Annotated in this window: 21 protein-coding genes; 14 read left to right on the top strand and 7 right to left on the bottom strand. The window is 64.7% G+C overall.

The annotated features are described in order from the left end of the window. Nucleotides 1-3,081, top strand: coding sequence for an efflux RND transporter permease subunit (locus tag RXV90_RS10150; protein WP_316648525.1), 3,081 nt, complete (start codon nucleotides 1-3; stop codon nucleotides 3,079-3,081). Here RXV90_RS10150 and RXV90_RS10145 read toward each other — a convergent pair. From RXV90_RS10145 to RXV90_RS10125, 5 genes are all read right to left on the bottom strand, one after another. Next, entirely contained in the window at nucleotides 3,042-3,290 is a 249-nt protein-coding gene (locus tag RXV90_RS10145) for a hypothetical protein (protein ID WP_316648524.1), read from the bottom strand. The genes RXV90_RS10150 and RXV90_RS10145 overlap by 40 nt on opposite strands. Then, nucleotides 3,287-3,856 (bottom strand): DUF2953 domain-containing protein, encoded by a 570-nt coding sequence (locus RXV90_RS10140; protein WP_316648523.1) that lies wholly within the window; start codon nucleotides 3,854-3,856, stop codon nucleotides 3,287-3,289. The genes RXV90_RS10145 and RXV90_RS10140 overlap by 4 nt, the downstream gene beginning before the upstream one ends. A 6-nt stretch (nucleotides 3,857-3,862) precedes the next feature. After that, nucleotides 3,863-4,222, bottom strand: a complete 360-nt coding sequence (locus RXV90_RS10135; protein ID WP_316648522.1) for a GerW family sporulation protein — start codon at nucleotides 4,220-4,222, stop codon at nucleotides 3,863-3,865. Nucleotides 4,223-4,725: 503 nt separating this feature from the next. Then, entirely contained in the window at nucleotides 4,726-5,319 is a 594-nt protein-coding gene (locus RXV90_RS10130; RefSeq protein ID WP_316648521.1) for a response regulator transcription factor, read from the bottom strand. Next, nucleotides 5,316-6,467, bottom strand: a complete 1,152-nt coding sequence (locus RXV90_RS10125) for a two-component system sensor histidine kinase NtrB (RefSeq protein ID WP_316648520.1) — start codon at nucleotides 6,465-6,467, stop codon at nucleotides 5,316-5,318. The genes RXV90_RS10130 and RXV90_RS10125 overlap by 4 nt, the downstream gene beginning before the upstream one ends. Nucleotides 6,468-6,678: 211 nt before the next feature. Between RXV90_RS10125 and RXV90_RS10120 the strand changes: the two genes are divergently transcribed. From RXV90_RS10120 to RXV90_RS10105, 4 genes are read left to right on the top strand one after another with little or no spacing between them, the layout of a single operon-like run. Then, nucleotides 6,679-7,422 carry an ABC transporter ATP-binding protein gene (locus tag RXV90_RS10120; protein WP_316648518.1) on the top strand — a complete coding sequence of 248 codons (744 nt, stop codon included), beginning with the start codon at nucleotides 6,679-6,681 and terminating at the stop codon, nucleotides 7,420-7,422. A 5-nt stretch (nucleotides 7,423-7,427) separates the two neighbouring features. Next, nucleotides 7,428-9,788, top strand: a complete 2,361-nt coding sequence (locus RXV90_RS10115) for an ABC transporter permease (protein ID WP_316648517.1) — start codon at nucleotides 7,428-7,430, stop codon at nucleotides 9,786-9,788. A 4-nt stretch (nucleotides 9,789-9,792) separates the two neighbouring features. Continuing rightward, nucleotides 9,793-11,007 carry an efflux RND transporter periplasmic adaptor subunit gene (locus tag RXV90_RS10110; protein ID WP_316648515.1) on the top strand — a complete coding sequence of 405 codons (1,215 nt, stop codon included), beginning with the start codon at nucleotides 9,793-9,795 and terminating at the stop codon, nucleotides 11,005-11,007. Between the two features lies 1 nt (nucleotide 11,008). Beyond that, entirely contained in the window at nucleotides 11,009-12,697 is a 1,689-nt protein-coding gene (locus RXV90_RS10105) for a PHA/PHB synthase family protein (protein WP_316648514.1), read from the top strand. A gap of 9 nt (nucleotides 12,698-12,706) precedes the next feature. Here RXV90_RS10105 and RXV90_RS10100 read toward each other — a convergent pair whose 3' ends face one another. After that, nucleotides 12,707-13,009 (bottom strand): phasin family protein, encoded by a 303-nt coding sequence (locus RXV90_RS10100; RefSeq protein WP_316648512.1) that lies wholly within the window; start codon nucleotides 13,007-13,009, stop codon nucleotides 12,707-12,709. A 193-nt stretch (nucleotides 13,010-13,202) separates the two neighbouring features. On the opposite strand from RXV90_RS10100, the gene RXV90_RS10095 reads away from it, so the two are divergent. Both RXV90_RS10095 and RXV90_RS10090 read left to right on the top strand, forming a co-directional pair. Beyond that, on the top strand, nucleotides 13,203-15,809 hold the full coding sequence (locus tag RXV90_RS10095; protein ID WP_316648510.1) for a cation-translocating P-type ATPase: 2,607 nt from the start codon (nucleotides 13,203-13,205) through the stop codon (nucleotides 15,807-15,809). Continuing rightward, the gene (locus tag RXV90_RS10090) at nucleotides 15,775-16,515 is read left to right on the top strand and encodes a VIT1/CCC1 transporter family protein (RefSeq protein WP_316648509.1); all 741 of its coding nucleotides are present in this window, start codon (nucleotides 15,775-15,777) and stop codon (nucleotides 16,513-16,515) included. The genes RXV90_RS10095 and RXV90_RS10090 overlap by 35 nt, the downstream gene beginning before the upstream one ends. A gap of 5 nt (nucleotides 16,516-16,520) precedes the next feature. Here RXV90_RS10090 and RXV90_RS10085 read toward each other — a convergent pair whose 3' ends face one another. Beyond that, on the bottom strand, nucleotides 16,521-17,177 hold the full coding sequence (locus tag RXV90_RS10085) for a Crp/Fnr family transcriptional regulator (protein ID WP_316648508.1): 657 nt from the start codon (nucleotides 17,175-17,177) through the stop codon (nucleotides 16,521-16,523). 191 nt (nucleotides 17,178-17,368) lie between these two features. Between RXV90_RS10085 and RXV90_RS10080 the strand changes: the two genes are divergently transcribed. The 7 genes from RXV90_RS10080 to RXV90_RS10050 are packed head-to-tail and all read left to right on the top strand — an operon-like array spanning nucleotide 17,369 to nucleotide 24,711. Further along, nucleotides 17,369-19,237: an NAD(P)H-dependent oxidoreductase subunit E gene (locus RXV90_RS10080; RefSeq protein WP_316648507.1), complete on the top strand. Its 1,869-nt coding sequence runs from the start codon at nucleotides 17,369-17,371 to the stop codon at nucleotides 19,235-19,237. Beyond that, complete coding sequence (locus tag RXV90_RS10075; protein ID WP_316648506.1) at nucleotides 19,234-19,947, top strand: 2Fe-2S iron-sulfur cluster-binding protein; 714 nt, start codon at nucleotides 19,234-19,236, stop codon at nucleotides 19,945-19,947. Before RXV90_RS10080 ends, RXV90_RS10075 begins: the two co-directional genes overlap by 4 nt. Continuing rightward, a complete protein-coding gene (locus tag RXV90_RS10070) occupies nucleotides 19,940-20,509 on the top strand; it encodes an NADH-quinone oxidoreductase subunit B family protein (RefSeq protein WP_316648505.1) in 570 nt (189 codons plus the stop codon). Before RXV90_RS10075 ends, RXV90_RS10070 begins: the two co-directional genes overlap by 8 nt. Before the next feature lie 27 nt (nucleotides 20,510-20,536). After that, on the top strand, nucleotides 20,537-21,979 hold the full coding sequence (locus RXV90_RS10065) for a Ni/Fe hydrogenase subunit alpha (RefSeq protein ID WP_316648504.1): 1,443 nt from the start codon (nucleotides 20,537-20,539) through the stop codon (nucleotides 21,977-21,979). Next, nucleotides 21,979-22,428: a hydrogenase maturation protease gene (locus RXV90_RS10060; RefSeq protein WP_316648682.1), complete on the top strand. Its 450-nt coding sequence runs from the start codon at nucleotides 21,979-21,981 to the stop codon at nucleotides 22,426-22,428. The genes RXV90_RS10065 and RXV90_RS10060 overlap by 1 nt, the downstream gene beginning before the upstream one ends. Further along, nucleotides 22,425-23,261: a DUF6544 family protein gene (locus tag RXV90_RS10055; protein ID WP_316648502.1), complete on the top strand. Its 837-nt coding sequence runs from the start codon at nucleotides 22,425-22,427 to the stop codon at nucleotides 23,259-23,261. The genes RXV90_RS10060 and RXV90_RS10055 overlap by 4 nt, the downstream gene beginning before the upstream one ends. 55 nt (nucleotides 23,262-23,316) lie before the next feature. Then, nucleotides 23,317-24,711 carry a bifunctional enoyl-CoA hydratase/phosphate acetyltransferase gene (locus RXV90_RS10050; RefSeq protein ID WP_316648501.1) on the top strand — a complete coding sequence of 465 codons (1,395 nt, stop codon included), beginning with the start codon at nucleotides 23,317-23,319 and terminating at the stop codon, nucleotides 24,709-24,711. Nucleotides 24,712-24,717 lie beyond the last annotated feature (6 nt).

Below are 24,717 nucleotides of genomic sequence, written 5' to 3'. Positions count from 1 at the left end.
ATGGATGTCCTGACGCGCTTCGGCATCGAGAAATCGCGCCTGACCCTTCTGGCAATGGTCGGCCTCCTGCTGATCGGCGCGCTGGCCTACATCAGCCTGCCGAAACGCGAGAACCCGGCCATCACGGTCAGAACGGTCATCGTCTCGGCAAAGTTCGACGGCATGGATCCGGAACGCGTGGAAAACCTGATAGCGATCCCGCTGGAACGCGCCGCGCGCGAGATCGGCGAGGTCGACGAGGTAAAGACCCTGATCACCACCGGATCGGCGCAGCTGAACGTCGCGGTGGCGGATTGGGTGCCGTCCGAAGATCTTGACCAGATCTTCACCGACATCCGCACGCGCATCGAACAAACCGCACCGCAGCTTCCAGAAGGCACGAAAGGGCCCTTCGTGAACTCGAACTACGGCGATGTCGCGGTGGCGACCGTGGCGGTCACGGGCGACGGCTTTTCCATGGCCGAGATCGCGGATGCGGCGGAGGATCTGCAATCGGGGCTCTACGCCGTCGACGGGATCACCAAGGTCACACTGTCGGGCGATCAGGACGAACGCATCTGGCTCGAGGTGGATGCACGGCGCCTCGCGGCGGTGGGCGTGCAGATCCCGGAACTCCTGCAGGATCTGCGCGATCAGAACGTCATTCTCCCGGCGGGTGAGATCGACGCCTCTGGAACCACCGTCCTTCTTGAGGCGAACGGCAATCTCGACACGCTCGACGATGTGGGAGAGGTGCTGACAAAACTGCCCTCGGGAGACATCGTGCGGCTGCGCGATCTGGTGACCCCGCGCCGCGGCTATGTCGACCCGCCCGAACAACCTGTCTTCTTCGACGGAGAGCCGGCGGTGCTTGTCAGTGTCGAGATGGCCGAAGATCGCGACATCCAGAAACTCGGCCGCACGCTTCGGGGCGAAATCGCGCGACTCGAGGCGCTGCAACCCATCGGCATCGGCTTCAACATCTCCACCTTCCAGGAAACAAACGTCACCCAGTCGATCAACGGCGCCCTGTCGAACGTGGCCCAGACCTTCGCGGTCGTTCTTCTGGTGATGCTCGTTTTCCTTGGTCTGCGCCCGGCCTTCATCATCGCAAGCATCGTGCCCTTCACCGTCACCTTCGCGCTTCTGGGGATGAGCCAGTGGGGCATCGATCTCGAACAGATATCCATCGCAGCGGTCATCATCTCGCTCGGGCTTCTTGTCGATAACGGGCTCGTGGTGGTCGAAGACATCGACACCCGGATCCGGGGCGGCTCATCCCCCCGCGAGGCCGCAATCGCGGCGGGCGGGCAGTTCTTCGTTCCACTCGCAGTGGCCTCGATCACCACGGTCTCCGCCTTCCTGCCGATGATGCTGGTGGAAGGCACCTCGGGCGAATTCGCCTTCTCACTTGGCGCGGTCGTGACGCTGATGCTGGTGGGATCGTGGCTCACCGCGCATTACATCCTGCCCTTTATCGCGGCGTCCGTCCTTCGCCCCGCATCCGCGAAGGCGGCGGAAACGGGCCGGCTGGCATCCGCCTATGGCACGCTGATCCGCCGGATCCTGCCCTTCGGGCTTCCTGTGATCGCAATCAGCTACGGCCTTGTGGCGCTCGGCATCCTGCAATTCGGCTCCCTCAGATCTGAGATGTTTCCGCTGTCCGAACGCGCCGAATTCCTGATCTACCTCGACCTTCAGAAAGGCAGCACACTGTCGGCAACCGAGGCAGAGGCGCTTGCCGTCGACGCCTGGCTGCGCGACCCGACGGTGAACCCGGAGGTCGCAAGCACCACGCTCTTTGTCGGCCACGGCGGGCCACGGTTCTACCTTGCCCTGGCACCGGCGGATGCCAGCCCGTCCAGCGCATTCTTCGTGGTCAACACTTACGATTTCGACGGCGCCGTGACGGCCGCGGCCCGCGCGCGCCGCCACCTTCAGGAAAATGCACCCGCCGTCCGGGCGCGCGTCACCCGCCTGTCCATGGGCGGCAGCGAAAGCGGCATCGTGGAAGTCGAAATCACCGGGCCCGATACCGATGTCCTCCTGAACGCAGCGAAACGCGTGGAAGAGGGGTTTGACGCCGTGCCCGGCCTCATCCTCAACCAGAACGACTGGGGCAACAAGACGATCACAATCGGCATCGACATCCTGCAGGAAAAGGCACGCGAACTCGGGGTCACGTCCAAGGATATCTCGAATGTCATGGAGGCGTACTTCTCGGGCGCCGCCGTATCCGTCCTGCGCGATGGCGACGATCAGATCCCAATCGTGATACGGGCAGAGGAGGTGTTTCGCGACAGCCTCGAAGATCTTCAGAACCTCTCGATCCCGACCGAGCGGGGGCTCGCCTCGCTTGATCAGGTTGCCCGTTTCGCGCCTCGCCTCGAACTCTCCCAACTCCGGCGCGAAAACCAAACCCGCAAGATCACGATCAGCGCGAAGAGCGAAACCCTTTCGGCAGCGGCAATCGAGGAGATCATCCAACCCACTCTGGACGGCCTCGATCTGGGCCCCGGCTATACCATTGAAATCGGGGGTGAAAGCGCGGAATCGGCCGAAACCAACGCCAAGCTCCTCGCCGGGATGCCCTATGCGCTAGTCGTGATGATCCTCGCGCTGACCTTCCAGTTCAATTCGATGCGGCGCGTTGCGCTCACCTTCATGACGATTCCCCTGATCCTCGTCGGCGCGCCCCTCGCGCTCGGGCTCACCGGTCAGCCACTTTCCTTCTTCGCGATCCTCGGTCTGATCTCGCTTATGGGGATCATCATCAACAACGCGATCGTGCTGATCGATCAGATCGATATCGAACGGCAAACCATGGATCTCGACGACGCCATCGTCACGGCATCGGCGAAACGGCTGAGCCCGGTCCTCCTGACGTCCGTCACCACGGTCCTCGGCCTCGTCCCGATGGCGCTGATCGGCGGCGCGCTGTTCGAGCCGATGGCGACGCTCATGATCGGCGGGCTGATCCTTGCCTCGCCGCTTACGCTGATCTTCGTGCCGCCGGTCTACCGGATGATGTTCGCGCGCGCGCCGGGCGCCGCGTCAGAGGGTCAACGCGCCAAGGCGAATGCTGCAAGCATACCGGGATAGCAGGCCTCGATTTCCGATGTCGTGAACGTCCGTCCCCGCAGATCCACGCCCCCGACGACGCCACCCGCCGCAAAGAGCAGCAGCGCAGGTTCCCGCCGCGCCACCCCCGTCACGCAGCCGGTGAAACCACGCGCGTGGACGTCGGTCTTCACGACCGCGCAACAGGTCAGATCCCCGACCCGCACCATGGGTGCCAGAGCAACCGTCATCGCTCCGGTCCCCACACGGCCCAGCCGAACCGCAAGAACGGCGGCACGAGGCGCGCCGGGACGAGCGTGAGGTCAAGCTCCGCCTGCCCCGAGAACACACGCGCATCAAAAACGGGTTCGATCCTGATGGAAGCTGTCTGCCCCGGCGGGACGCCGAAGACGAGAGGCGTCAGCATCCCGTAGAGAGCGCCGGTATCGCCGGGGTCACCGCAGCCGAACCGCAGGTCAAGCGTCGCGCGGCGGATGTCGAAACGGCCCAGAATCTCCAGAACAAGCCGCACCACCGCCCGCAACATACGTCCCGGGCTGGCAGAGATCCTGCGCGCCCTGTTGCGCGTCCTGCGCTTGTCGCGCGGCTCTTTCCGCGCTGCCTCTGCGCGCTTCGTCCTGACCGGCAGCGCGATCCTCGGCCCCATGCCGCCGAACAGGCGCAGCGCGACCGACCAGCGGATCGTTTCGGTGGCAGTTGCCCTCAGTTCGATCGAAAGCGGCAGAACGAGGAGGCATAATACCAGCGCTCCGATCGCGGCCAGAAGCCACGCGAGGATCGCGATTGCCAGCATCATTACCGGTCAGGTATCAGCCTGCCCGGATTTCGCACCCCGGCTTGCGCTTTCTATCACCTTGCCGGCCGTCTCGCCCAGGATTTCGGCAACAGTCGTCATTACGCCCTGCACCGATTCCACCCGCGCGCCATTCTTGTCGATGATGATTGCGCCCAGGGGCTTTATGCCGCCACCCCCGCCCGTGCCCGCGCCATCACCTGTCTTCTGGCTTACGCCACCTCCGGCGCCGAAGCCGAACCCGTAGCTGACGATCGGGATAACGGTGGCATCCCCTTTCTCGATCGGCTCTCCCAGCACGTTTTTCGCATTGAGAAGCCGGTCAAGCTCCTCGACCGTGCCCTTCAGCAAACGCTCCACATGTTCCATCTGGTATCCTCATCTTATGAATTGGCTGAACGAAATTGGCCGGAGTCTAACGCGCCTACCGCCCCGCCCGTTTGACGCGGCGCAACAGCCGGCCCCGCCGCCAACTTGATCCGCGTCAACAGCCAGGGCCCCGTGCGGGCTAGCATTGCGGCACGCCATTTCCCGACCAGAGGTGAAGGGGGCTTCTCATGACACACTTGACGGAAACAGTGCCCGCATATTCCCGGATCCCGCCTCCCGCACCGGCTCCGCACTCAGTCGCCGCGCTGCGCATCACCCCCTGCCCGGCATAGGCGGCCCTTGCCGTGGTCGGCTGCGTCACGGAGATACGGGGCAGCGAAGTGCGTTGCTCGGGATCGGAGGATGCCCCTCACGAAGACGTCGTGATCGATATCCCCGTAGATGTGACGGCGCATTGCCCATGCTGCGGGCGCGGATTCCGGCGCTCGGAACAGTGGAACATGATATCCGGCGCAACCTGGCCCCGGGAAGGTTGAGCAGCCTCAGATCGGATCGTCCGCACCGATGCCTCCGCGAAGGGCGATCCGGACGAGGTGCTGCACGCTGCCGGCGTCGGTCTTGTCCATCACCCGGGCGCGGTGCAGTTCCACGGTCTTCTGACTGATCCCCAGATTGTAGGCGATGATCTTGTTGGGATGCCCTGCCACGATCTCGCGCAGCACATCGGTTTCGCGCGGCGTCAGCGCCTCGATCTTCCGGCGGCATTCAAGATCGGGCATCGCCCTGTCGATCGCGGCCTGTATCCGGCCTGCCAGATCGTCGCCATCGAAGGGTTTTTCGATGAAATCCTGCGCGCCTTTCTGCATCGCTTCGACGGCCATGGCCACGTCACCATGGCCCGTCATCACGATCACCGGGGTCTGCGCGTCCTTCTTGCGAAACGTGTCGAGCACTGTCAGACCATCCATGCCGGGCAGGCGCACATCCAGCACCACGCAGGCCGGAGGCTCCTGTTCCGCTTCCAGGAAAGCCACGCCTGTCTCGAAATGCCTGCAGTCGAATCCCCAACCACTCAGCAGGGCGACAAGCGACTGCGCGACCGCAGTGTCATCCTCGACAATATCGATGCTACTCACACCGCATCCTCCCGCGCGATCGGAAGGGTGAAACAGAAAACGGCGCCGTTATCCGTGTTCTCCGCCCAGATCCGCCCCCCATGGGCCGCGATGATCGAACGGCAGACCGCAAGCCCGATCCCCAGACCGCGTGCCTTCGTGGTTACGAGGGGCTCGAAGAGTGTTCCAATCACATTCTCCGGAATTCCCGGGCCGGAATCGATAACCAGCGTGACGATCTCGTCATCTGTCACACCGGCGCGCAGGACAATCCGGTTCGTTTCCCGGCCCATGCGCGACTCTATGGTGATGCCGTTGTCTTCGCCGCTCACCGCCTCGAACGCGTTCCACATGAGGTTCAGAAGCACCTGCTGAATCTGCACGCTGTCCGCCATCACCTTCGGCAGTTCCTGCCCGAGGTCGAGATGCACCTCCGGCTCGCCATGCATCGAGGTCATCCGCCCCACCCGCACGGCATCCGAAATGATCTCGTTGATATCCTCCGGCCTGATCTCCGCCGCCCCGCGATCGACCATCTGGCGCATCCGCCGGATGATTTCGCCCGCCCGGATGGATTGCTCCGCAATGGCCGCAACATGAGAGCCGATCGCCTCGAGATCGGGCGCATCAGCCCCCAACGCCCGTGTCGCGGCCTTCGCGAAATTCGAAATCGCGGCGAGCGGCTGGTTGATCTCATGGGCCATTGCCGCCGACACTTCGCCCAACATCTGAATGCGCGCAACGCGCTCCAGCCGCATCTGAAGATCCCGGGCGCGGCTTTCCGCCCTGGCCCGCCCGCTCGCGTCCCTTATGAAACCGGTAAAGACGTGACGGTCACCGAACTTCAGCTCGCCCACCGCGAGTTCCGCCACGAAGATCTCGCCGCTCTTGCGCCGGGCGCGCACCTCGCGCCCGATCCCGATGATCCGCTTTTCGCCGGTCTCGAGGTAATGCTCCATGTAGGCGTCATGCTCCGAACGATAGGGTTCGGGCATCAGGCAGGTCAGGTTCTGCCCCGCAACTTCGGCTTCGCTGAACCCGAAGATCCGCTCCGCCGCCGGGCTGAAACTCAGAATCCGGCCTTCGGCATCCGCAGTGATGATCGCATCAGGCGCCGTCTCGATGATCAACTCGAGAAGGGATGTGTCCTCAACCGCTCTAGGTTTCACAGTCTCGGTCCGGTTGCCGGCATGCCAAATCCGCGTTCTCCAGCCGTTGAGACAGGGTTCCAAAGGAAAGCCACGCTTCATCCTAAGACGCGGCCCGACCGGCTGACAAGACGGGTGCCGGTTCAACTCGCTCGCAAAGCGTGCCACCTTTCCACGAAAGGTTGATCCCGCGCAAAGCGAAGCGCATCTCCACCGCTAGAGTCTTGCAACCATGCAGACGAACGAAACTGCACACCCGGGCGAAGGACGGCGCGAGACTGTCTTCCGCACTGAAGGCCTCACCAAGGTCTACGACACTGGTGAGGTGAAGGTTTTTGCACTCGCCGGTGTGGATCTCGAACTTTACTCGGGTGAACTCACCGTCCTTCTCGGGCCCTCGGGCAGCGGAAAATCCACGCTTCTGAACATCCTGGGCGGGCTCGATCATGCCACTGACGGCAGGGTATGGTTCCGCGATCTCGAACTGACGCGGCTGGGCGACAGGGGCCTCACCCGGTTCAGACGCGATCACGTGGGCTTTGTCTTCCAGTTCTACAATCTCGTTCCCAGCCTGACGGCACGCGAGAACGTGCAGCTTGTAACGGATGTCGCCCTGAACCCGATGCGCCCTGAAGAGGCGCTCGAACGCGTCGGGCTATCACACCGGATCGATCACTTTCCGGCAGAGCTTTCGGGTGGCGAGCAACAGCGTGTCGCCATCGCGCGCGCCGTCGCGAAACGCCCCGAGGTGCTTCTGTGTGACGAGCCGACGGGTGCGCTTGACAGCAAGACCGGCATCCAGGTTCTCGAAGTGCTGAAGCACATCAACGAGGAATTCGGCACCTCGACGGTCGTGATCACCCACGCCGCCGAGATCCGCAAGATGGCCCATCGCGTGATCTGGTTTCAGGATGGTCGGATCGCAAAAGTCGACATCAACGAAACCCGGCTTGATCCGGCAGAGATCGCGTGGTGACCGGCATGCAGGCACTCGATCGCAAGCTGTTGCGCGATTTCGCCCGCCTCTGGGCCCAGTTCCTCGCCATCGCGCTGGTGCTCGCCGCCGGGGTCGCGGTGCTCCTGATGTCCTTCGGCATGTCACGCGCGCTCGATGAAACCCGCGACACCTATTACGAGCGCAATCGCTTCGCCGATATCTTCACCGATGCGCGCAGCGTCCCCCGCTCGATGCTGCCGATCCTGCGCGGGATCGAGGGCGTCGTCGCCGTCGAGGCCCGCGTCACGACCTTCGCCACTCTCGATCTGCCGGACAAGACCGACGCGACAGTGGCCTACTTCGCCTCGCTTCCGGAAGGCGGCTCGCTCCTCAACATCCCGCTTCTCCGGCGCGGCGACTGGCCCGATCCCGACGCAACCGACCAGGTTCTTCTGAACGAACCCTTCGCAATGGCAAACGGGCTCTTCCCCGGCACGACGATCACCGCCACCCTGAACGGCACCAAGCGGAGCCTCACCGTAACCGGCTGGGTTCTGTCCCCCGAATTCATCTACACGATCGGCCCCGGAAGCCTGATCCCCGACAACGAGGATTACGGCATCGCATGGATGCCCGAACGCGTGCTCGAAGCGGTGCTTGACCGGACCGGAGCCTTCGACAACCTCGCGGTCAAGATCCGCCCTGACATGCGCCCCGAACCGGTGATCGACGCGCTGGATCGTCTTCTTGAACCCTACGGCTCCTGGGGCGCAATCGACCGGACCGATCAGATCTCGAACGCTTTCATCGACGGCGAAATCACCCAGCTTCAGACACTTGCCTATACCCTGCCGCCCATCTTTCTCGGGATCACGGTCTTCCTCGTGAACATGGTGATCGGGCGAATCGTCACGCTCGAACGCACCGAAATCGGGCTTCTGAAGGCGCTCGGTTATTCCGATGCCGCGATCCTGACGCACTACCTTCTGCTCGCCGCGCTGGTCGCGGCGGTGGGCGTGCTGATCGGCTTCTTTGCCGGAAGCTGGCTCAGCTACGGGCTCGCGCGGCTTTATGCGAACTTCTTCAATTTTCCCTACCTGATCTACAACGTATCCTGGAATACCTACGTGATCGCCGGCCTCCTTGGCCTCGGCGCGGCGACACTTGGCGCGGCACGGTCGGCCTGGAAGGCGGCGCGGCTTGCGCCCGCCACCGCAATGTCGCCGCCTGCACCGCCGCGCTTCAAGCGCAACTGGTTCGACCTTGCGCTCAACGCCATCCGCGTCAGCCAGCCCACCATGATGATCCTGCGAAGCCTGATCCGGTGGCCCGTTCGCGCGGGCCTCAGCATTCTCGGCATGGCGCTCGCGGTGGCGATCCTCGTGGCCTCCAATTTCTTCCCCGACGCCCTCGATCACATCATCGATTCCGCCTTTCACCAGTCGAACCGCCAGCATGCCGTCCTGTTTTTCAACGATCTGATGCCCGAAAGCGCGCTTGAAGACGCGCGCCGCCTTCCCGGCGTTCTGCAGGCCGAGGGCCAACAGTATCTCACCGCAGTCCTGCGGAATGAACACCGCGCCAAGCGTGTGGCGATCGAGGCCCGCCGTCCCGGTAACGACCTGAGCCGCGTCGTCGCCGAGGACGGCACGGTGGTCGAGGCACCGCCCGGCGGCATTGTCCTGTCCCGTCGCCTCGCCGCACAGCTCGGCGTCCGGCCCGGAGATCTGGTCGAGGCGGAATTCAGGGGCAACCGGCAGGGTACCTTCGAACTTCCGGTGACCCGCCTCGTCACGCAATACTTCGGTCTCGGCGCCTATATGGATCAGGAAACCGCCGACCGGCTGTTCCAGCAGGCCCCGCAGGTCTCGGTCATCAACGTTACGCTCGACGCGGCGGAAACCGACGCGTTCGAGGAACGGCTCAAGGAACTGCCGCGCCTCGCGGGCCGCGCCATGATGCTCGAGAACCGCGAAGGCTTTCAGGAAACGATCAGCCGCAACATCCTGATCACGACGACGATTTACACAACTCTCGGTATCCTGATCACGGTCGGCGTGGCCTATAACGGCGCACGCATCCAGCTATCTGAACGGGCCCGGGAACTCGCCAGTCTCCGCATCCTCGGCTTCACGCGCGGCGAGGTCGGCTATGTTCTCGTGGGTGAGATGATGCTGCTTGCGGTGATCGCCCAGCCCGTCGGTTGGTTCCTCGGCTGGGGAATCGCCAGGCTGATGTCCGAGGCATTCACCAGCGATCTCTACGCCATTCCCCTGATCGTCAAACCGGCGACATTCTCTTCGGCAAGCCTCGTCGTCCTGGCCGCGGCCTTCGTCTCGGTTCTGATCGTCCGCCGCCGTCTCGACCGGCTCAACCTCGTCTCCGTCATGAAAACGCGGGAGTAACCCGATGGCCCAGAACCACAGAAACATCATCCTTGCCGGGCTCGGCGCGGTCGTTGTTGCGGGCCTGCTCTACACGACGCTACGGCCCGAACCGATCCCCGTCGATCTGCACACCGTCGCCTTGCAGGAATTCGAGATCACGGTCGACGTCGACGGCGAAACCCGGGTGGCAGAGCTTTACGAAGTGGCCGCGCCGATCTCCGGCGTCGCACTCCGCGCACCCGTCGAGGTGGGCGATGCGGTCACAGCGGGCGAAACCGTGGTCGCGCAGGTCGAACCGGCAGCCTCGGGGCTTCTCGACACGCGCTCCCGCCTTCAGGCCGAGGCTCAGGTGCGCGAGGCCGAGGCAAGTCTTCACGTCGCCGAAACCGACCGCACGAAAGGGGCGGAGGATCTGGCCTACGCACAGTCGCAATACGACCGGGTCAGCCAGCTTGTAGATCGCGACGTCGCCTCGATCACTCAGCTTGAAGGCGCGCATCAACGCCTTGCCGTCGCGCAGGCCGCGCTCGAAGCTGCCGAGGCGCGCATCGCCCAGGCGCGCAGCGGGCTGGACCGTGCCCGCGCGGCCCTGGTCGACACGACGACCGAACCGGGCAGCGAAGTCTGCTGCGTTCCAATCCTGTCGCCCGCGGACGGCGTCGTTCTCGATATCGACACGGAAAGCGCGCGCCCGGTGCTTGTCGGCGCGCGCCTACTCACGATCGGTGACCCGCGGAACCTGGAAATCGTCGCCGATGTCCTGTCCTCCGACGCGGTGCGTCTGCCTGAAAACGCGGATGCCTATGTCGAACGCTGGGGCGGGCCTCAGCTCACCGCGCGGCTTCTGCGCGTGGAACCCGCCGGGCGCACCAAGGTCTCCGCACTCGGGATCGAGGAACAACGGGTCGATGCGATCTTCGAACTCACCTCGCCCCCCGACATGCGAAAGGCGCTGGGCCACGGCTTCGCCGTTTATCTTAGGATCGTCGAGTACCGGCAGGAGGATGTTCTCGTCGTCCCGCTCAGCGCCACCTTCCGCTCCGGTGACGATTGGGCGGTTTTCCGCGCCTCAGGCGACCGGGCGGAGCGTGTGCCGGTCGAACTGGGGCGCCGCAACGGGCGCTACGCTTTGGTGGTTTCGGGGCTAAGCCCTGGAGACCGCGTCATCGAACACCCCAGCGAGGCGCTGGAGGACGGCGCGTTGATCGTTCCGCGCACCACCTACGGAGGGGAGTGAGATGGCCACGCGCCCAGATCCCGACCGCCTGCTTCACACCGCCATCGGGCGCGTAACGGGGGGCATCTCGCCCGCAGCTCTGGCCACCGCCTGGATCGACTGGATCCTGCATCTTCAGGGCTCGCCCGTCCGGCAGATGGAGCTCGCCCGCCACGCCTGGGCCAACGCGCTCGAGGCTGCGGCCCTCGCCAATCTCGCCGCATCGGGCGCCGATATCGCGCCCGCTCACGAAAGCGCCGACACCCGATTTGCAAGCGAGGGCTGGGCACACCCGCCTTTCAACCTCCTCAGCCGATGGTTCCTGCTTAATCAGGACTGGTGGGAACATGCGACGGCACCACAGGACGGGCTCGACCCGGCCCATCAGCGGATCGTCTCCTTCGCCATGCGCCAGATGCTGGATATGGTCTCGCCCACCAATTTCCCCGCAACGAATCCCGACGTGCTGTCGCGCACCCGCGACGAGGCCGGGCAAAACGTGATCCGAGGCGTGCAGAACTGGCTTGAGGATTTCAACCAGGTGGTCACCGGCGACCGGAAACCGGATGGAGAATACCGCGTGGGTGAAACCATCGCGATAGCGCCGGGCGAGGTCGTCTTCCGGAACAGGCTCATCGAACTGATCCGCTACACCCCCACCACCCCCCGTGTCCGGGCCGAGCCAGTGCTGATCGTTCCGGCCTGGATCATGAAATACTACATTCTCGATCTCTCGCCCGACAACTCGCTCATCGCCTGGCTTCGCGATCAGGGGTTCGAGGTCTTCGCGATTTCCTGGAAGAACCCCGATCGGGACGACGCCGACCTTGCGCTTGCCGATTACCTGTCCCTCGGCATCGGCGCGGCCCTCGACAAGATCGCGCCGGAAGAGGATCGGCGCGTTCACGCGGTGGGCTATTGCCTTGGCGGCACACTGCTGGCGGCGCAGGCTGCGGCCATGGCGCGCGACGGGGATGAACGCTTTGCCACCGTCTCCCTCCTCGCCGCGCAGGTCGATTTCTCTGAACCGGGCGAGCTTTCGCTCTTCATCAACGAAAGCCAGGTCGCCTTCCTCGAAGACATCATGGAAAGCCAGGGCTATCTGCGGGCCGACCAGATGGCGGGCGCCTTCCGCATGCTGCGCTCGGCCGACCTGATCTGGAGCCGCGTGATCCGCCACTACCTCATGGGTGAACGCACGCCGATGAACGATCTGATGGCCTGGAACACCGACGCAACCCGTATGCCGGCAAAGATGCATTCCGAGTACCTGCGGCAGATGTTTCTCGAAAACCGGCTGGCGACGGGGCGGTTCCGCGTGGGGGGCGAGCCTGTGGCCCTGACGGACATCCGCGTGCCGGTCTTCTGCCTCGGAACAGAGGCCGATCACGTATCGCCGTGGCAATCCGTCTACAAGTTCCACCTTCTCGCCGACACCGACGTGACCTTCTGCCTCACATCGGGCGGCCATAACGGCGGCGTTCTGTCCGAGCCAGGCCACCCCGGGCGGCATTACCGCATCACGGAACGGCGGGAGACGCAGAAGTACACCGATCCCGAAACCTGGCTCGAACGGGGAAAGGAAAAGGACGGGTCCTGGTGGCCAGCGTGGTGCGACTGGCTCGATGCCCGCAGCACCGGAACAAGACCGGCCAGAAAGAAGCGGGGCCGATCGCTCGGCCCGGCTCCCGGAAATTACGTGTTCGGCTAGGCGCGCATGTCAGCTTTCACCCCGCTCCGCCTCCGCCCGGCTTACGAAACTCCGGCTCATCTCCACAAGCTTGCCGGTTTCCTCGCGATACTGGTCAATCGCCTTCTGAACGAATTCAGCCTGTATCTCCTGAAGCTCGTCCACATCCTTGCAATGCAGCAGCCGGTGCTGCGTCTTCACATCTTCCTTGATCCGGTCGGCGACGAAAGACAGCACCTCGCTGCCCATGTCGCTCAGCGCCTCGACCCAGGCGACGCCCATCGACGTCATCGTATTGAACCCATAGGCCTGCAGAGCCGCGGCATCATCCATCGCTTGCTGGGGTCCTGCCGCCGATTTTGCGGCACGGTCCGTGTCACTTTGCTTTCCTGGCATTCCGGCCTCCCTTCTTGTGCTCGTGCGGAAGGCTACACCTATGCGCCTGTCCGCACATTGATCCGGCGCAACTCCGGATCGATGAGACTGTGGTAATCTTCAGATGCTGACGTGGGGACAGTCTTCCGATATGGCCGAACCTGAGCCGCCAAACGCAGCGCCCGGTCTCGGGACCGACGAGATCGTGGAACTGAGGGCAAGGTTCGGCTGGAACGAACTCCCGCGCCAGAGGCCGCCGTCACCGGCGAGGATCCTGCTACGTCAGTTCCGCGGTTTTCTCGTTCTGATCCTGGCTGTGGCGGCGGCCATTGCCTTCCTGCTCGATCAGCGGATCGATGCGCTGGCAATCCTCCTTGTTCTCGTCCTGAACGCTGTTCTGGGCTTCGTTCAGGAGTGGCGGGCCGAGACCGCGCTCGATGCGCTGCGCGCCATGCTCAGCCCGACCGCAATCGTCATCCGCGACGGGGTGGAGCGTGAGATCCCGGCGCGCGAAATCGTACCCGGCGATCTCGTCATCGTGGCCCCGGGCCAGGCCGTCCCGGCCGATCTGCGGATCACCGCCGGGACCGGGCTCAAGGTCGATGAAAGCGTGCTCACGGGCGAATCCCTTCCGGTCGAAAAGCGCCCTGAGCCCGACAGCGACGTCGGCCGCCTATTCGCCGGAACCGCGCTGGTCTCTGGCCGGGCCGAGGGCGTCGCAACGGCGATCGGGCTGGCCACCGAATTCGGCCGCGTCGCGGAACTCACGGCACAGGTAGGTGAAAAGCAGACCAACCTGCAGATCAGGCTCGGCCAGCTCGCCCGGCAGATCGGCGCCGCCGCGCTGGCGATCGCGGCCCTCGTCATCCTGATCGGCTGGAGCGTCGGGCGCCCGCTCTTCGAAATGTTCATGACCGGCCTCTCCCTCGCGGTCGCCATGGTGCCCGAGGGTCTGCCCGCCGTCGTCACCATTACCCTCGCCCTCGGCGCCTCTGCCATGGCGCGCAAGCAGGCCCTCGCCCGTCGTCTTCAGGCGGTCGAGACGCTGGGGGCGGCTTCGGTCATCTGCACCGACAAGACAGGCACCCTCACAGAAAACGCGATGACGGTGACGGAGGTACGCACGCCCACGCAGCTCTACCGCGTGACCGGCGAAGGCTACGACCCAACCGGCCACATCGAACGGAACGGCACCCGCGTCCGGGCCGCGGACGATCCCCTTCTCGCCGCGCTTCTCGAAACCGCGCTCGTGTGCAACCACGCGTCGATCACGCGCGACGGCCCTGCATGGATCACGGTGGGCGCGCCGACCGAAAAGGCACTCGTCACCCTGGCCTACAAAGGCTGGGCGCCCGAGGTCTCGCCTGACGCCCATGTGGCGGAAGTGCCCTTCGCCAGCGAACGCAAATGCATGAGCGTCCTTGCGCGGAAGGACGACGGCCACCGGCTTCACGTCAAGGGCGCGCCCGAGGTGATCCTCGAACGCTCAACGCGCTATCTCGGCCCCGAAGGCCCCTTGCCGCTCGATACCGCCACACGCCGGAGAATCGCGGAAGAGAACGCCGAAATGGCCGCCGAAGGCCGGCGTGTTCTGGCCCTGGCCGCGCGCCCCGCCACAACCGGTGACCTGGAAGAACGCGGCCTTTTATTCCTCGGCCTTGCCGGCATGATCGATCCGCCGCGGCCCGAGGTGCGCCCGGCCATCGATCTTGCCCGAAGCGCCGGCATCCGCATCGTCATGATCACTGGCGACGGCGCAGTCACCGCCGCTGCCGTCGCCGCAGAGGTCGGGCTCGGCACCCCCCGCCCGATCGAGGGCGAGGCGCTCGACGCCATGTCGCCGGAAGAGCTTTCCGAGGCGCTCGAACAAGACGTTCTCTTCGCCAGAACCCGGCCCGAGCACAAGCTTCGCATCGTCGAAGCGCTCCGCGCCCAGGGTCAGATCGTGGCCATGACCGGCGACGGCGTGAACGACGCGCCCGCGCTCAAGACCGCCGACATCGGAATTGCCATGGGAATCCGGGGCACCGAGGTGGCCAAAAGTGCCTCCGATCTCATCCTCCTCGACGATAATTTCTCGACCATCGTGAACGCCATCGCCGAGGGCCGCCGCCAGTTCGACAACGTCCGCAAATTCGTCCGCTACCTCCTGTGTTCCAATGCGGGCGAGGTGATCGCGATCATGGCCAACCTCTTCATCGGCGGTCCGCTCATCTTTCTCGCCACCCAGATCCTCTGGATGAACCTCATCACCGACGGGGTCACCGCAGTGGCCCTCGGTCTCGAAAAGGCCGAGCCCGACCAGATGAAGCATCCGCCGCGCCGCCCCGACGCGCCGATCCTCGGGCGCACCGGTCTCGCGCTTATCCTCTGTTTCGGGCTCTACACCGGGGCCGCGAGCCTCTGGATTTTCTACACGTTCCTTCCGCTCGGGGCCGATCTGGCGCGCACCGCGGCCTTCACCGGAATGCTTGTCTTCGAGAAGGTAAGCGTCTTCGCCTTCCGCTCGCTCCACCGGCCCGTCTCGTCGATCGGCTGGCTTTCGAACCGGGTGCTGATCGGCGCGTTCACCCTGAGCCTTCTTCTCCAGGTCGCCGCGATCTACTGGGCGCCGCTCCAGACGCTTCTGCGCACCGTGCCGCTGTTGGCCGAGCACTGGGGTCTCATCGCCGCGCTTGCCTTTCCGCTGGTGGTTGTTCCCGAAGGCGTGAAGGCGTTTATGAGTGCACCGGGACGACGCGGATCCGAAAGGCCCTGACATGCACGATCACTCGCCCAAGGCCATCGCGGACCGGCTGGCCGCGCAGCGGTTGCCGAGCCGCCTGAAAGACGCCGTCCTCGGCGGGATCGACGGCGCGGTCACCACGCTTGCCATCGTCGCAGGGGTCGAGGGTGCCGGTCTCTCCTCTAACGTCGTCGTCGTTCTCGGGATTGCGAACGTGCTGGCGGACGGCTTTTCCATGGCCGCGGGCAATTTCGCAGGCACCCGCGCCGAAGCCGAGGATGTCGACCGATTGCGCGCGGTGGAAGAGGATCACATCCGCCGTGCACCCGAGGGTGAGCGCGAGGAGCTTCGCCAGATCCTCAACCAGAAGGGCCTTACAGGTCAGAACCTTGAAGACGCGGTGCGCGCGATATCAAGCCACCGGGACGTCTGGGTGGATTACATGCTGGTTGAGGAGTACGGCGTCTCGCCAAGCAAGTCCCTGCCGCTCAGGGGCGCCATTGCCACCTTCCTCGCATTCCTCGCCGCGGGCCTCGTACCGCTTCTGCCCTTCATCTTCGGGATGGACAACGCATTCCTGGTCTCGATCCTGATGACGCTAACTGTCTTCTGCGCCATCGGCGCGATCCGCAGCCGCTGGTCGCTCCGCGCCTGGTGGTGGACGTCGTGGGAAACTCTGCTGATCGGCAGCGTTGCGGCGACGATCGCCTACGCCGTGGGAAGTCTCTTTCACCCGTAGCAGGCTCAGGCGGCGCAATGCACCGCCAGACCGCCGGCATCCTGTTCGGGAAACCGGAAGAACGAAGCGCCCTTGAGGTCGATCTCGCCGTCGCGTTTCAACGTGGAAATCGCGCGGCAGACCGATTCCATGGACAGCGCCAGATGGTCGCCGATATCCCGACGGCTCATCGGAAGCGAAATAAGGCCGCCGCTTTTCCGGCTCCGCGCGAAATCCTTAAGGAACTCCCTCACCCGGTCGACCGCCGAACTGTTCGAGGTCAGGACAAGAAGCGCGGCATGGGCTTCGATCTCCTCCCGCATCCGGTCATGCAGGTCACGCTGCGCAGCGGGCGAGGCCGCCAGCATCGCCTCGAAGGCCGCGACCGGGATCGCTTCGAGAACCGCCATGTCCACGGCCTCCTCCGACGTCGTCCATTCCGCGGCCAGACCGAGGCCCAGCACCGATCCCGGCCCCCGGAAACGCACGACCCTGCGATGCCCCTCGGGCGAATAGATGCACGATCGCACACAACCCCGTGCCACCATGTAGACCCAGGCCTGTCGTTCTCCCTGCGCCGCAATCGTGGCGCCCGGGTTGAACCGTCTCTTGATGCCTGATGTCTCGAACAGCTCCGAAAGCGAGGGCGCTCCCGTGTCGGAGCGAGAAGCACAACGTGTCATGACCAGTCCCCCGAAATAGCAATGTCTCGTTGAATGAGATCATCACTTCATCGGTCTCGCGGGAGTCCGGTGTTTCCCCATCAGGGTTTTCCCCGACTTGATCGCACCCGTCGCGAGTCGGGCGGCGAAACCTGCCGCGGCATGGGGCCACAGGGGATGACAAGGCCCGCGCGAAGGTGCAGCATGCCGGTATGGCGAAGGCGGCTGAACACCACCCGGACGGCGCGGCCCTCACGCCCGAGGATGTGACCGCCCTTCACGATATCTGCGCCGGTGTCGGGAACGATCCGGCGCGGATGATGGATATTCTGTTGCAGACGCAGGCGCGGTTTCGCTGCATCCCTCGCAGGGCGATGGATCTGATCGCAGAAAAAACGGGGCTCAGCCGCGTGGCCGTCGAGGGTGTCGCAAGCTTCTATGCCTTCTTCTCCCGCGAACCGAAGGGCCGCATCACCATCCGACTCTGCGACGACATCATCGATCGTTACGCGGGCATGCCCGCCGTCGCGCAGGCCTTTCAGACGGCGCTGGGTATAGGAATTGGTGAAACCACCGCTGACGGGGCGTTCTCGCTCGAATACACGCCCTGCATCGGTCTTTGCGATCAGGCCCCGGCGGCGATGATCAACGACGTGGTCGCGACGCGACTGACACCAGCTTCGGTGCAACGCCTGATCGACGCCCTCAAAGCCGAGCAAAGCGCCGAAGAAGCCCTCGTGCCGCGCCACGCCGAACTTGCGCCCCTCGCCCGCGCGCACTGCCTGGTCGAAAACAACATCCGCCATGCCGGACAGGTCCTTCTTGGCCCCGTTCCCGACGAGCACGGGCTCAAGGCGGCGCTCCAGGCTACCCCCGAAGAGATCATCCGAATCGTTGAGGCCAGCGGCCTTCGCGGCTGCGGCGGCGCGGGTTTTCCCACGGGGCGAAAGTGGCGGACCGCGGCAGCCGCGAAGGCCGCCCGCAAGGTCGTCATCTGCAACGCCGACGAAGGGGAACCGGGCACCTTCAAGGATCGCGTTCTCCTGACCGAGCGCGCAAACCTCCTTTTCGAAGGCATGACCATCGCGGCCCGCGCCATCGGCGCCGGCGAAGGCCTTCTCTACCTGCGGGGCGAATACGTCTATCTGCGCGACCACCTTGAAACCGTGCTGGCCGAGCGCCGTCAGCGCGGCCTCCTCGGCACCGCGATCATGAGCACCCCGGAATTCGACTTCGATATCCGTATCCAGCTTGGCGCCGGGGCCTATATCTGTGGCGAGGAAGGCGCGCTCATCTCCTCCTGCGAAGGCCTGCCGGGTGAACCGAAGACGCGGCCACCCTTCCCTGTCACTCACGGCTATCTCGGCGCACCGACCGTGGTGAACAACGTTGAAACCCTCTGCCATGCGGCCCGCATACTCGATCGGGGCGCCGCATGGTTTCACGCCATGGGCACGTCCGGCAGCCACGGCACGAAGCTTTTCAGCGTCTCGGGCGACTGCCTGAACCCGGGTATTTACGAACTGCCCTACGGCCACACCGTGCACGAATTGCTCGAGATGGCAGGGGCCGAAGATGCCGCGGCCGTCCTCATAGGCGGGCCCAGTGGTACCATGATCGCCCGCGACACCTTCCACCGCCGCCTGACCTTCGACGATCTCGCCACGGGCGGCGCCGTCATCGTGTTCAACGGCGCGCGCAACGTCCTCGAAATCGTCGAATACTACATGTCCTTCTTCGTCCACGAAAGCTGCGGCTATTGCACACCCTGCCGCGTCGGGAACGTCTTTCTGCAGAAGGCCATCGGGAAGTTCCGCAAGGGCCTCGCGAACCCCGAGGATATCGACTACCTGAAGGATCTCTCGCAGACGATCATCGAAACCAGCCGCTGCGGCCTCGGCATGACATCGCCGAACCCGATCCTGTCGACCCTCGAAAACTTCCCGCTGGTCTATTCCGCGATGGTCAAACCGTCCGAAGATCGCATCCGCGCCACCTTCGATATTCAGTCCGCCATCGACGGCGCGCGCAAGCTCGCCAAGCGCCGCTCGCACGTCTTCGACAAGGATTTCAACGAATGACCGGCTTCACGCTCACGATCGACGGAGTCGAAATCACCGCCGAACCGGGCCAGACGATCATGGACGCCGCGGATGCCGCCGGCGTCTACATCCCCCGGCTTTGCGATCACGAGGGTCTTCGGCATCAGGGAAGCTGCCGGGTCTGCACCGTAAAGGCGGGCGGGCGCAGCGTCGCGGCCTGTACCGAACCCGCCAGCCCGGGTCTCAATGTCGAGAACGAGACCCCGCATATTACCAAGCTTCGCCGCGATCTTGTCGAGATGCTGTTTCACGAGGGCAACCACCTCTGCCCGATCTGCGAGGCCAGCGGCAATTGCGAGCTTCAGGCGATGGCCTACCGGCTCGACATGACCCATCCCACCAAGTTCCCGTATCTGGAGCCATGCCGCGCCGTCGATGCCTCGCACCCCGATATCGCGCTCGACACCAACCGCTGCATTTCCTGCGGCCGCTGCATCCGCGCCAGCCAGGATGTCGATGGCAAGGGCGTCTTCGGCTACGTGGGCCGCGGCATCCACCGTCGCCTTGCCGTGAACGGCGAAGATCTTTCCGACACCGATGCCGAGATCACCGATTTCGCGGTATCGGCCGAGGTTTGCCCGGTCGGCTGCATCATCCGCAAGGGCGTGGGCTTCGCCACCCCGATCGGCGAACGCGAGTTCGACAGGGGGCTGATCGGCAGCGATATCGAGAAGGCCCGTGATGAGTGAGATCCGCAAGGCCCGTGTCGCCACCGCCTCCCTCGCCGGCTGCTTCGGCTGCCACATGGCGATCCTCGATATGGACGAACGGCTCATCGATCTGATGTCTAAGGTCGAGATCGACCGCTCCCCCCTCACCGATTTCAAGACATTCACCCGCCGTTGCGACATCGGCATCATCGAAGGCGGCTGCTGCAACGAGGAAAACGTGCACGTCCTGCGCGAATTCCGCCGCAACTGCGACGTGCTGATCGCGCTCGGCCAGTGCGCGATCATGGGGGGCCTGCCCGCGATGCGGAACGCGATCATGCATTCCGACGCGCCGCTGCGCGAATGCCTGGAAGAGGCGTTCATCACCGGCCGTTACATCGAGAACAAGACCCACAACATCCCGAACGATCCGGCCCTGCCGCTTCTGCTCGACGAGGTCTATCCCTGTTCGGCGGTAGTGGAGATCGACTACAACATCCCCGGCTGCGCACCCTCGGGCGAGGTGATCCACGACACGCTGATCGCGCTTCTCGCCGGCCGGTTTCAGGGCTTCGAACGCGAAAGGATCCGGTTTGACTGAAATCCAGGCAATGACGGTCAGACGCCCATGAGCGAACCACGCCTCATCGAAATTTCGCCGGTCACCCGCGTCGAAGGTCATGGCAAGGTCACCATCCATCTCGACGCCGAAGGCCAGGTCGACGAGGCCCGTCTTCACATCGTCGAGTTCCGGGGCTTCGAACGGTTCATCCAGGGCCGGCTCCTCTGGGAGGTGCCGGTCATCGTCCAGCGGCTCTGCGGCATCTGCCCGGTCAGCCACCACCTTGCGGCCGCCAAGGCGATGGATGCCATCGTGGGGGTCGACGAACTTCCTCCCACCGCCGAGAAGATGCGCCGCCTGATGCATTATGGGCAGGTCATGCAAAGCCATGTCCTGCACTTCTTCCACCTCGCCTCCCCCGATCTTCTCTTCGGCTTCGGCGCCCCTGCCGAACGGCGCAACATCTTCGAGGTGCTGCGCGAGAAACCGGAACTCGGCCGCCGCGCCATCCTGATGCGCAAGTTCGGGCAGGACATCATCGAGGCCACGGCAGGCAAGAAAATCCACGGCACCGGCGCGGTGCCTGGTGGCATCAACCGCAACCTGCCGATTGAAACTCGCGATGCCTTTCTCGCGGTGATCGACGACATGGCGGCATGGGCGAACGACGCGCTGGCGCTCGCCCGCGACTACACGGTCGAGAACCGCGATGCCGTCCAACGCTTCGCCGCCTTCCCCTCGCATTACCTCTCGCTTGTCCGGCCCGGCGACGGCGCGCTCGATCTCTATGATGGAAACCTCCGGGCCCGCGGCTCCGACGGAAGCGACATCTTCGATCAGCTCGACTGCACCCGCTACCACGAGGTTCTGCTCGAGGATGTGCGCGCATGGTCCTACATGAAGTTCCCCTATATCCGCAGCCTCGGGCCCGAGGCGGGCTGGTACAGGGTCGGCCCGCTCGCCCGGATGATGACGGCAAGCGTCATCGACACCCCCCGCGCCGAAGCGGCCCGGCAAGAGCTTCTGGCGTCCAATGACGGCCAGACCCAGCACGCGATCCTCGCAAACCACTGGGCGCGGATGATCGAGGTCGTCCACTGCATCGAAAAGATCCGCGACCTCCTCCACGACCCCAACCTGCAGGGCACCGATCTCGTGGCAAAGGGCGAACGCCGCCAGTCGGGCATCGGCGTGATCGAGGCCCCGCGCGGCAATCTCATTCACCACTACGAGGTCGACGAGAACGATCAGGTCACCTACTGCAATCTGATCGTGTCGACCACGCACAACAACGAGGGCATGAATCGCGCGGTCAAGGACGTCGCCGTGCGCGCCCTGTCGGGCCAGCCTGAAATCACCGAGGGCATGCTGAACGAGGTCGAAGTCGCGATCCGCGCCTACGATCCCTGCCTGTCCTGCGCGACCCACGCGCTCGGGCAGATGCCGCTTCAGGTCGAACTGATCGGGCCGGACGGCGCGGTGCTCGATTGCAGGACAAAAGATCCGTGATGCTTCTGATCGCCTACGGCAATCCCGGCCGCGGCGATGACGGGCTCGGCCCGGAATTCGCGCGCCGCCTGTCAGAAAGCGGGCGCCAGGGGATCAAGATCGTCACCGATTTCCAGCTGAAACCGGAACACGCCGTCGCCATCGCCACGGCCTCCTCCGTCGTCTTCGTCGATGCGTCACTGACGGCCCCGCCCCCGTTTGCATTCGATCCGCTCGAACCGGAAGAACGGGGCGAGGTGAACAGCCACCGAATCGCGCCCGTCACCGTCCTCGCGCTTGCCCGGCTTCACTTCGGGGCCACCTGCCCGGCCTACCTGCTCGCCATAAGTGGCACCTGTTTCGAACATCTCCATGACGGGCTGAGCCCCGAGGCCCAGGCAAATCTCGCGAAAGCCGAGGCTTTCTTCCACACCTGGCGCGAAACGCAGCACCCCGTCTTGGCACAATGAGCGCACGGGCCATGGTCTTCTATCCGCTTGCCGTCCTTCTCGCCGCTCTCCTTGCTCTCCTCGCCTGGCGCTATGCCGATCACCGCGCCGATGCCGCGGCCTGGCTTCGCCTCGCGGACCTGGCACAACCCAATGGCGCCACCTTCGACCCTGCACAACTCGCGGGCCTGCCAGAACCGGCGCACCGTTATTTCACCTACACGATCGCTCCCGGCACCCCGATCCGCACAGCCGTCCGGATCGAGATGACGGGCACCCTCGGCCTCGGCACGAAGGATGCCCCGAAGTATCAGCCGATGAACGCAAGCCAGATCCTCTCCCCGCCCCATGGCCTTGTCTGGAAGGTCAGAACCGGCCCGCTCAGCGGATCGGACGGCGCCCTGCCCGACGGGTCGTGGACACGGTTCTGGCTTCTGAACCTCATCCCCGTCGTGCGCGCGCACGGCCCCGATCACCACCGCGCCGCATTCGGGCGCGTGATCGCCGAAGCCGCCTTCTGGTCACCTACGAGCCTTCTGCCAGGCGAGGGTGTCACCTGGTCGGAGGTCGACCCGGACACTGCCCGCGCCACCGTCACCCTCGGCGCCTTCTCGCAAGTCGTCGACATCACAGTCGACGCCTCCGGCGCGCCGAAAAGCGTCTTCATCCAGCGCTGGAGCAACGAGAACCCCGAAAGGACATTTCGCGAACAGCCTTTCGGCGGCACACCCTCGGAGTTTCGCGATTTCGGCGGATATCGCCTTCCAACCCGCGTCGAGGGCGGTAATCATTTCGGCACGCCCGCCTATTTTCCCTTCTTCAAGGCCCGGGTGACGGAGATCGGCGCGCCCTGACCGGCGCACCGCAGGAACAGGATCGGATCACCCCGCCGCGGGGCAGGAGCACGCGATGCGCTTCATCGAGAACATGACCTTCGAGGAGATCGAGATTGGCACCACCGCCGAGCTGACGACGACGCTCCGGCCCGGCGACATCGCCCGCCTCGCCACCATGTCGGGCGATGCGAACCCCGCCCATACCGACGTGGCCTATGAAAGTTCCGAAGATTTCCGGGGCTTCGTCACCCACGGCATCTGGGGCACGGCGCTGATCACCAGCCTTCTGGCCACCGAACTCCCGGGCCCCGGCGCGCGCTATGTCGGGCAGGCACTGTCCTTCGATCATCCCGTCGACGTGGGCGATACCGTCACCGTCCGTCTTCGCGTCGCCTCGAAAGATGAAAGCCGCGGCGCGCTCACCCTCGACTGCACCTGCACCAACCAGAACGGCCTCGTGGTCATTTCGGGCACCGTCGATGTCCTCGCGCCCAGCGAAAAGATCCGCCGCCCCCGCGCGGCACTCCCCGTCGAACGCACCCACCAGCCGGGCGTGCTGTTCCGGGAATGGATCGCCCGCACGGCAGGCCAGCCCGCGACACCCACCGCCGTCGTCCACCCCTGCGACGCACTTTCGCTGGGCGGAGCGATGGCTGCGGCGGCCGAAGGCATGATCGAGCCGATCCTCGTCGGCCCGGCGCAGAAGATCGAGGCCACGGCCGAAGCCGCCGGGCTCAGCCTCGACGGGGTCGAAATCATCGACGCTCCCCACAGTCACGCCGCCGCCGAGCAAGCCGTCGCACTGGTGCGCGAGGGCCGGGCGGGCATCCTGATGAAGGGCAAGCTTCACACCGACGAACTCATGGGGCCGGTTGTCGACCGCGATACAGGTCTCAGAACCGAGCGCCGGATGAGCCATGTCTTCGGCCTCGACGTCCCGCACTACCCCAAGCCGCTTTTCATCACCGATGCGGCGCTCAACATCTTTCCCGATCTCGATACCAAGCGCGACATCGTGCAGAACGCCATCGATCTCGCACATGCCCTGGGAATCGCACAGCCGAGGGTCGCCATCCTTTCCGCCGTCGAAACCGTCTATTCGAAAGTGCCCTCGACGATCGAAGCCGCGGCGCTCTGCAAGATGCTCGATCGCGGGCAGATCACCGGCGGCATCATCGACGGACCACTTGCATTCGACAACGCCGTGTCGAAATCCGCAGCACTTTCCAAGGGCATCGCGTCAGACGTGGCGGGAGAGGCCGATATCCTCGTCGTCCCCGATCTCGAAGCCGGCAACATGATCGCGAAACAGCTCGTCTACCTTGCCGGCGCGGATGCGGCGGGGATCGTCCTGGGTGCCCGTATCCCGATCGTTCTGACCAGCCGGGCAGACGGCATCTCGTCCCGCCTCGCCTCCGCCGCCATGGCCCAGCTTCTGACGCTTCACAGCACCGCGACGGCAGGCTGAACGCCC

It is taken from the genome of Ovoidimarina sediminis (assembly GCF_032586175.1).
GTDB lineage: Bacteria > Pseudomonadota > Alphaproteobacteria > Rhodobacterales > Rhodobacteraceae > Ovoidimarina > Ovoidimarina sediminis.
This window is presented reverse-complemented; position numbering and strand designations above follow the sequence as displayed.

What these genes read in the sequence shown, in the direction of transcription:
- RXV90_RS10115 (WP_316648517.1), top strand. Translation starts at nt 7,428, where the DNA reads ATGCAGGCACTCGATCGCAAGCTGTTGCGCGATTTCGCCCGCCTCTGG.
- RXV90_RS10075 (WP_316648506.1), top strand. Translation starts at nt 19,234, where the DNA reads ATGACCGGCTTCACGCTCACGATCGACGGAGTCGAAATCACCGCCGAA.
- RXV90_RS10055 (WP_316648502.1), top strand. Translation starts at nt 22,425, where the DNA reads ATGAGCGCACGGGCCATGGTCTTCTATCCGCTTGCCGTCCTTCTCGCC.
- RXV90_RS10050 (WP_316648501.1), top strand. Translation starts at nt 23,317, where the DNA reads ATGCGCTTCATCGAGAACATGACCTTCGAGGAGATCGAGATTGGCACC.
- RXV90_RS10065 (WP_316648504.1), top strand. Translation starts at nt 20,537, where the DNA reads ATGAGCGAACCACGCCTCATCGAAATTTCGCCGGTCACCCGCGTCGAA.
- RXV90_RS10105 (WP_316648514.1), top strand. Translation starts at nt 11,009, where the DNA reads ATGGCCACGCGCCCAGATCCCGACCGCCTGCTTCACACCGCCATCGGG.
- RXV90_RS10095 (WP_316648510.1), top strand. Translation starts at nt 13,203, where the DNA reads ATGGCCGAACCTGAGCCGCCAAACGCAGCGCCCGGTCTCGGGACCGAC.
- RXV90_RS10120 (WP_316648518.1), top strand. Translation starts at nt 6,679, where the DNA reads ATGCAGACGAACGAAACTGCACACCCGGGCGAAGGACGGCGCGAGACT.
- RXV90_RS10145 (WP_316648524.1), bottom strand. Translation starts at nt 3,290, where the DNA reads ATGACGGTTGCTCTGGCACCCATGGTGCGGGTCGGGGATCTGACCTGT.
- RXV90_RS10110 (WP_316648515.1), top strand. Translation starts at nt 9,793, where the DNA reads ATGGCCCAGAACCACAGAAACATCATCCTTGCCGGGCTCGGCGCGGTC.
- RXV90_RS10080 (WP_316648507.1), top strand. Translation starts at nt 17,369, where the DNA reads ATGGCGAAGGCGGCTGAACACCACCCGGACGGCGCGGCCCTCACGCCC.
- RXV90_RS10140 (WP_316648523.1), bottom strand. Translation starts at nt 3,856, where the DNA reads ATGATGCTGGCAATCGCGATCCTCGCGTGGCTTCTGGCCGCGATCGGA.
- RXV90_RS10060 (WP_316648682.1), top strand. Translation starts at nt 21,979, where the DNA reads ATGCTTCTGATCGCCTACGGCAATCCCGGCCGCGGCGATGACGGGCTC.
- RXV90_RS10150 (WP_316648525.1), top strand. Translation starts at nt 1, where the DNA reads ATGGATGTCCTGACGCGCTTCGGCATCGAGAAATCGCGCCTGACCCTT.
- RXV90_RS10135 (WP_316648522.1), bottom strand. Translation starts at nt 4,222, where the DNA reads ATGGAACATGTGGAGCGTTTGCTGAAGGGCACGGTCGAGGAGCTTGAC.
- RXV90_RS10085 (WP_316648508.1), bottom strand. Translation starts at nt 17,177, where the DNA reads ATGACACGTTGTGCTTCTCGCTCCGACACGGGAGCGCCCTCGCTTTCG.
- RXV90_RS10100 (WP_316648512.1), bottom strand. Translation starts at nt 13,009, where the DNA reads ATGGATGATGCCGCGGCTCTGCAGGCCTATGGGTTCAATACGATGACG.
- RXV90_RS10070 (WP_316648505.1), top strand. Translation starts at nt 19,940, where the DNA reads ATGAGTGAGATCCGCAAGGCCCGTGTCGCCACCGCCTCCCTCGCCGGC.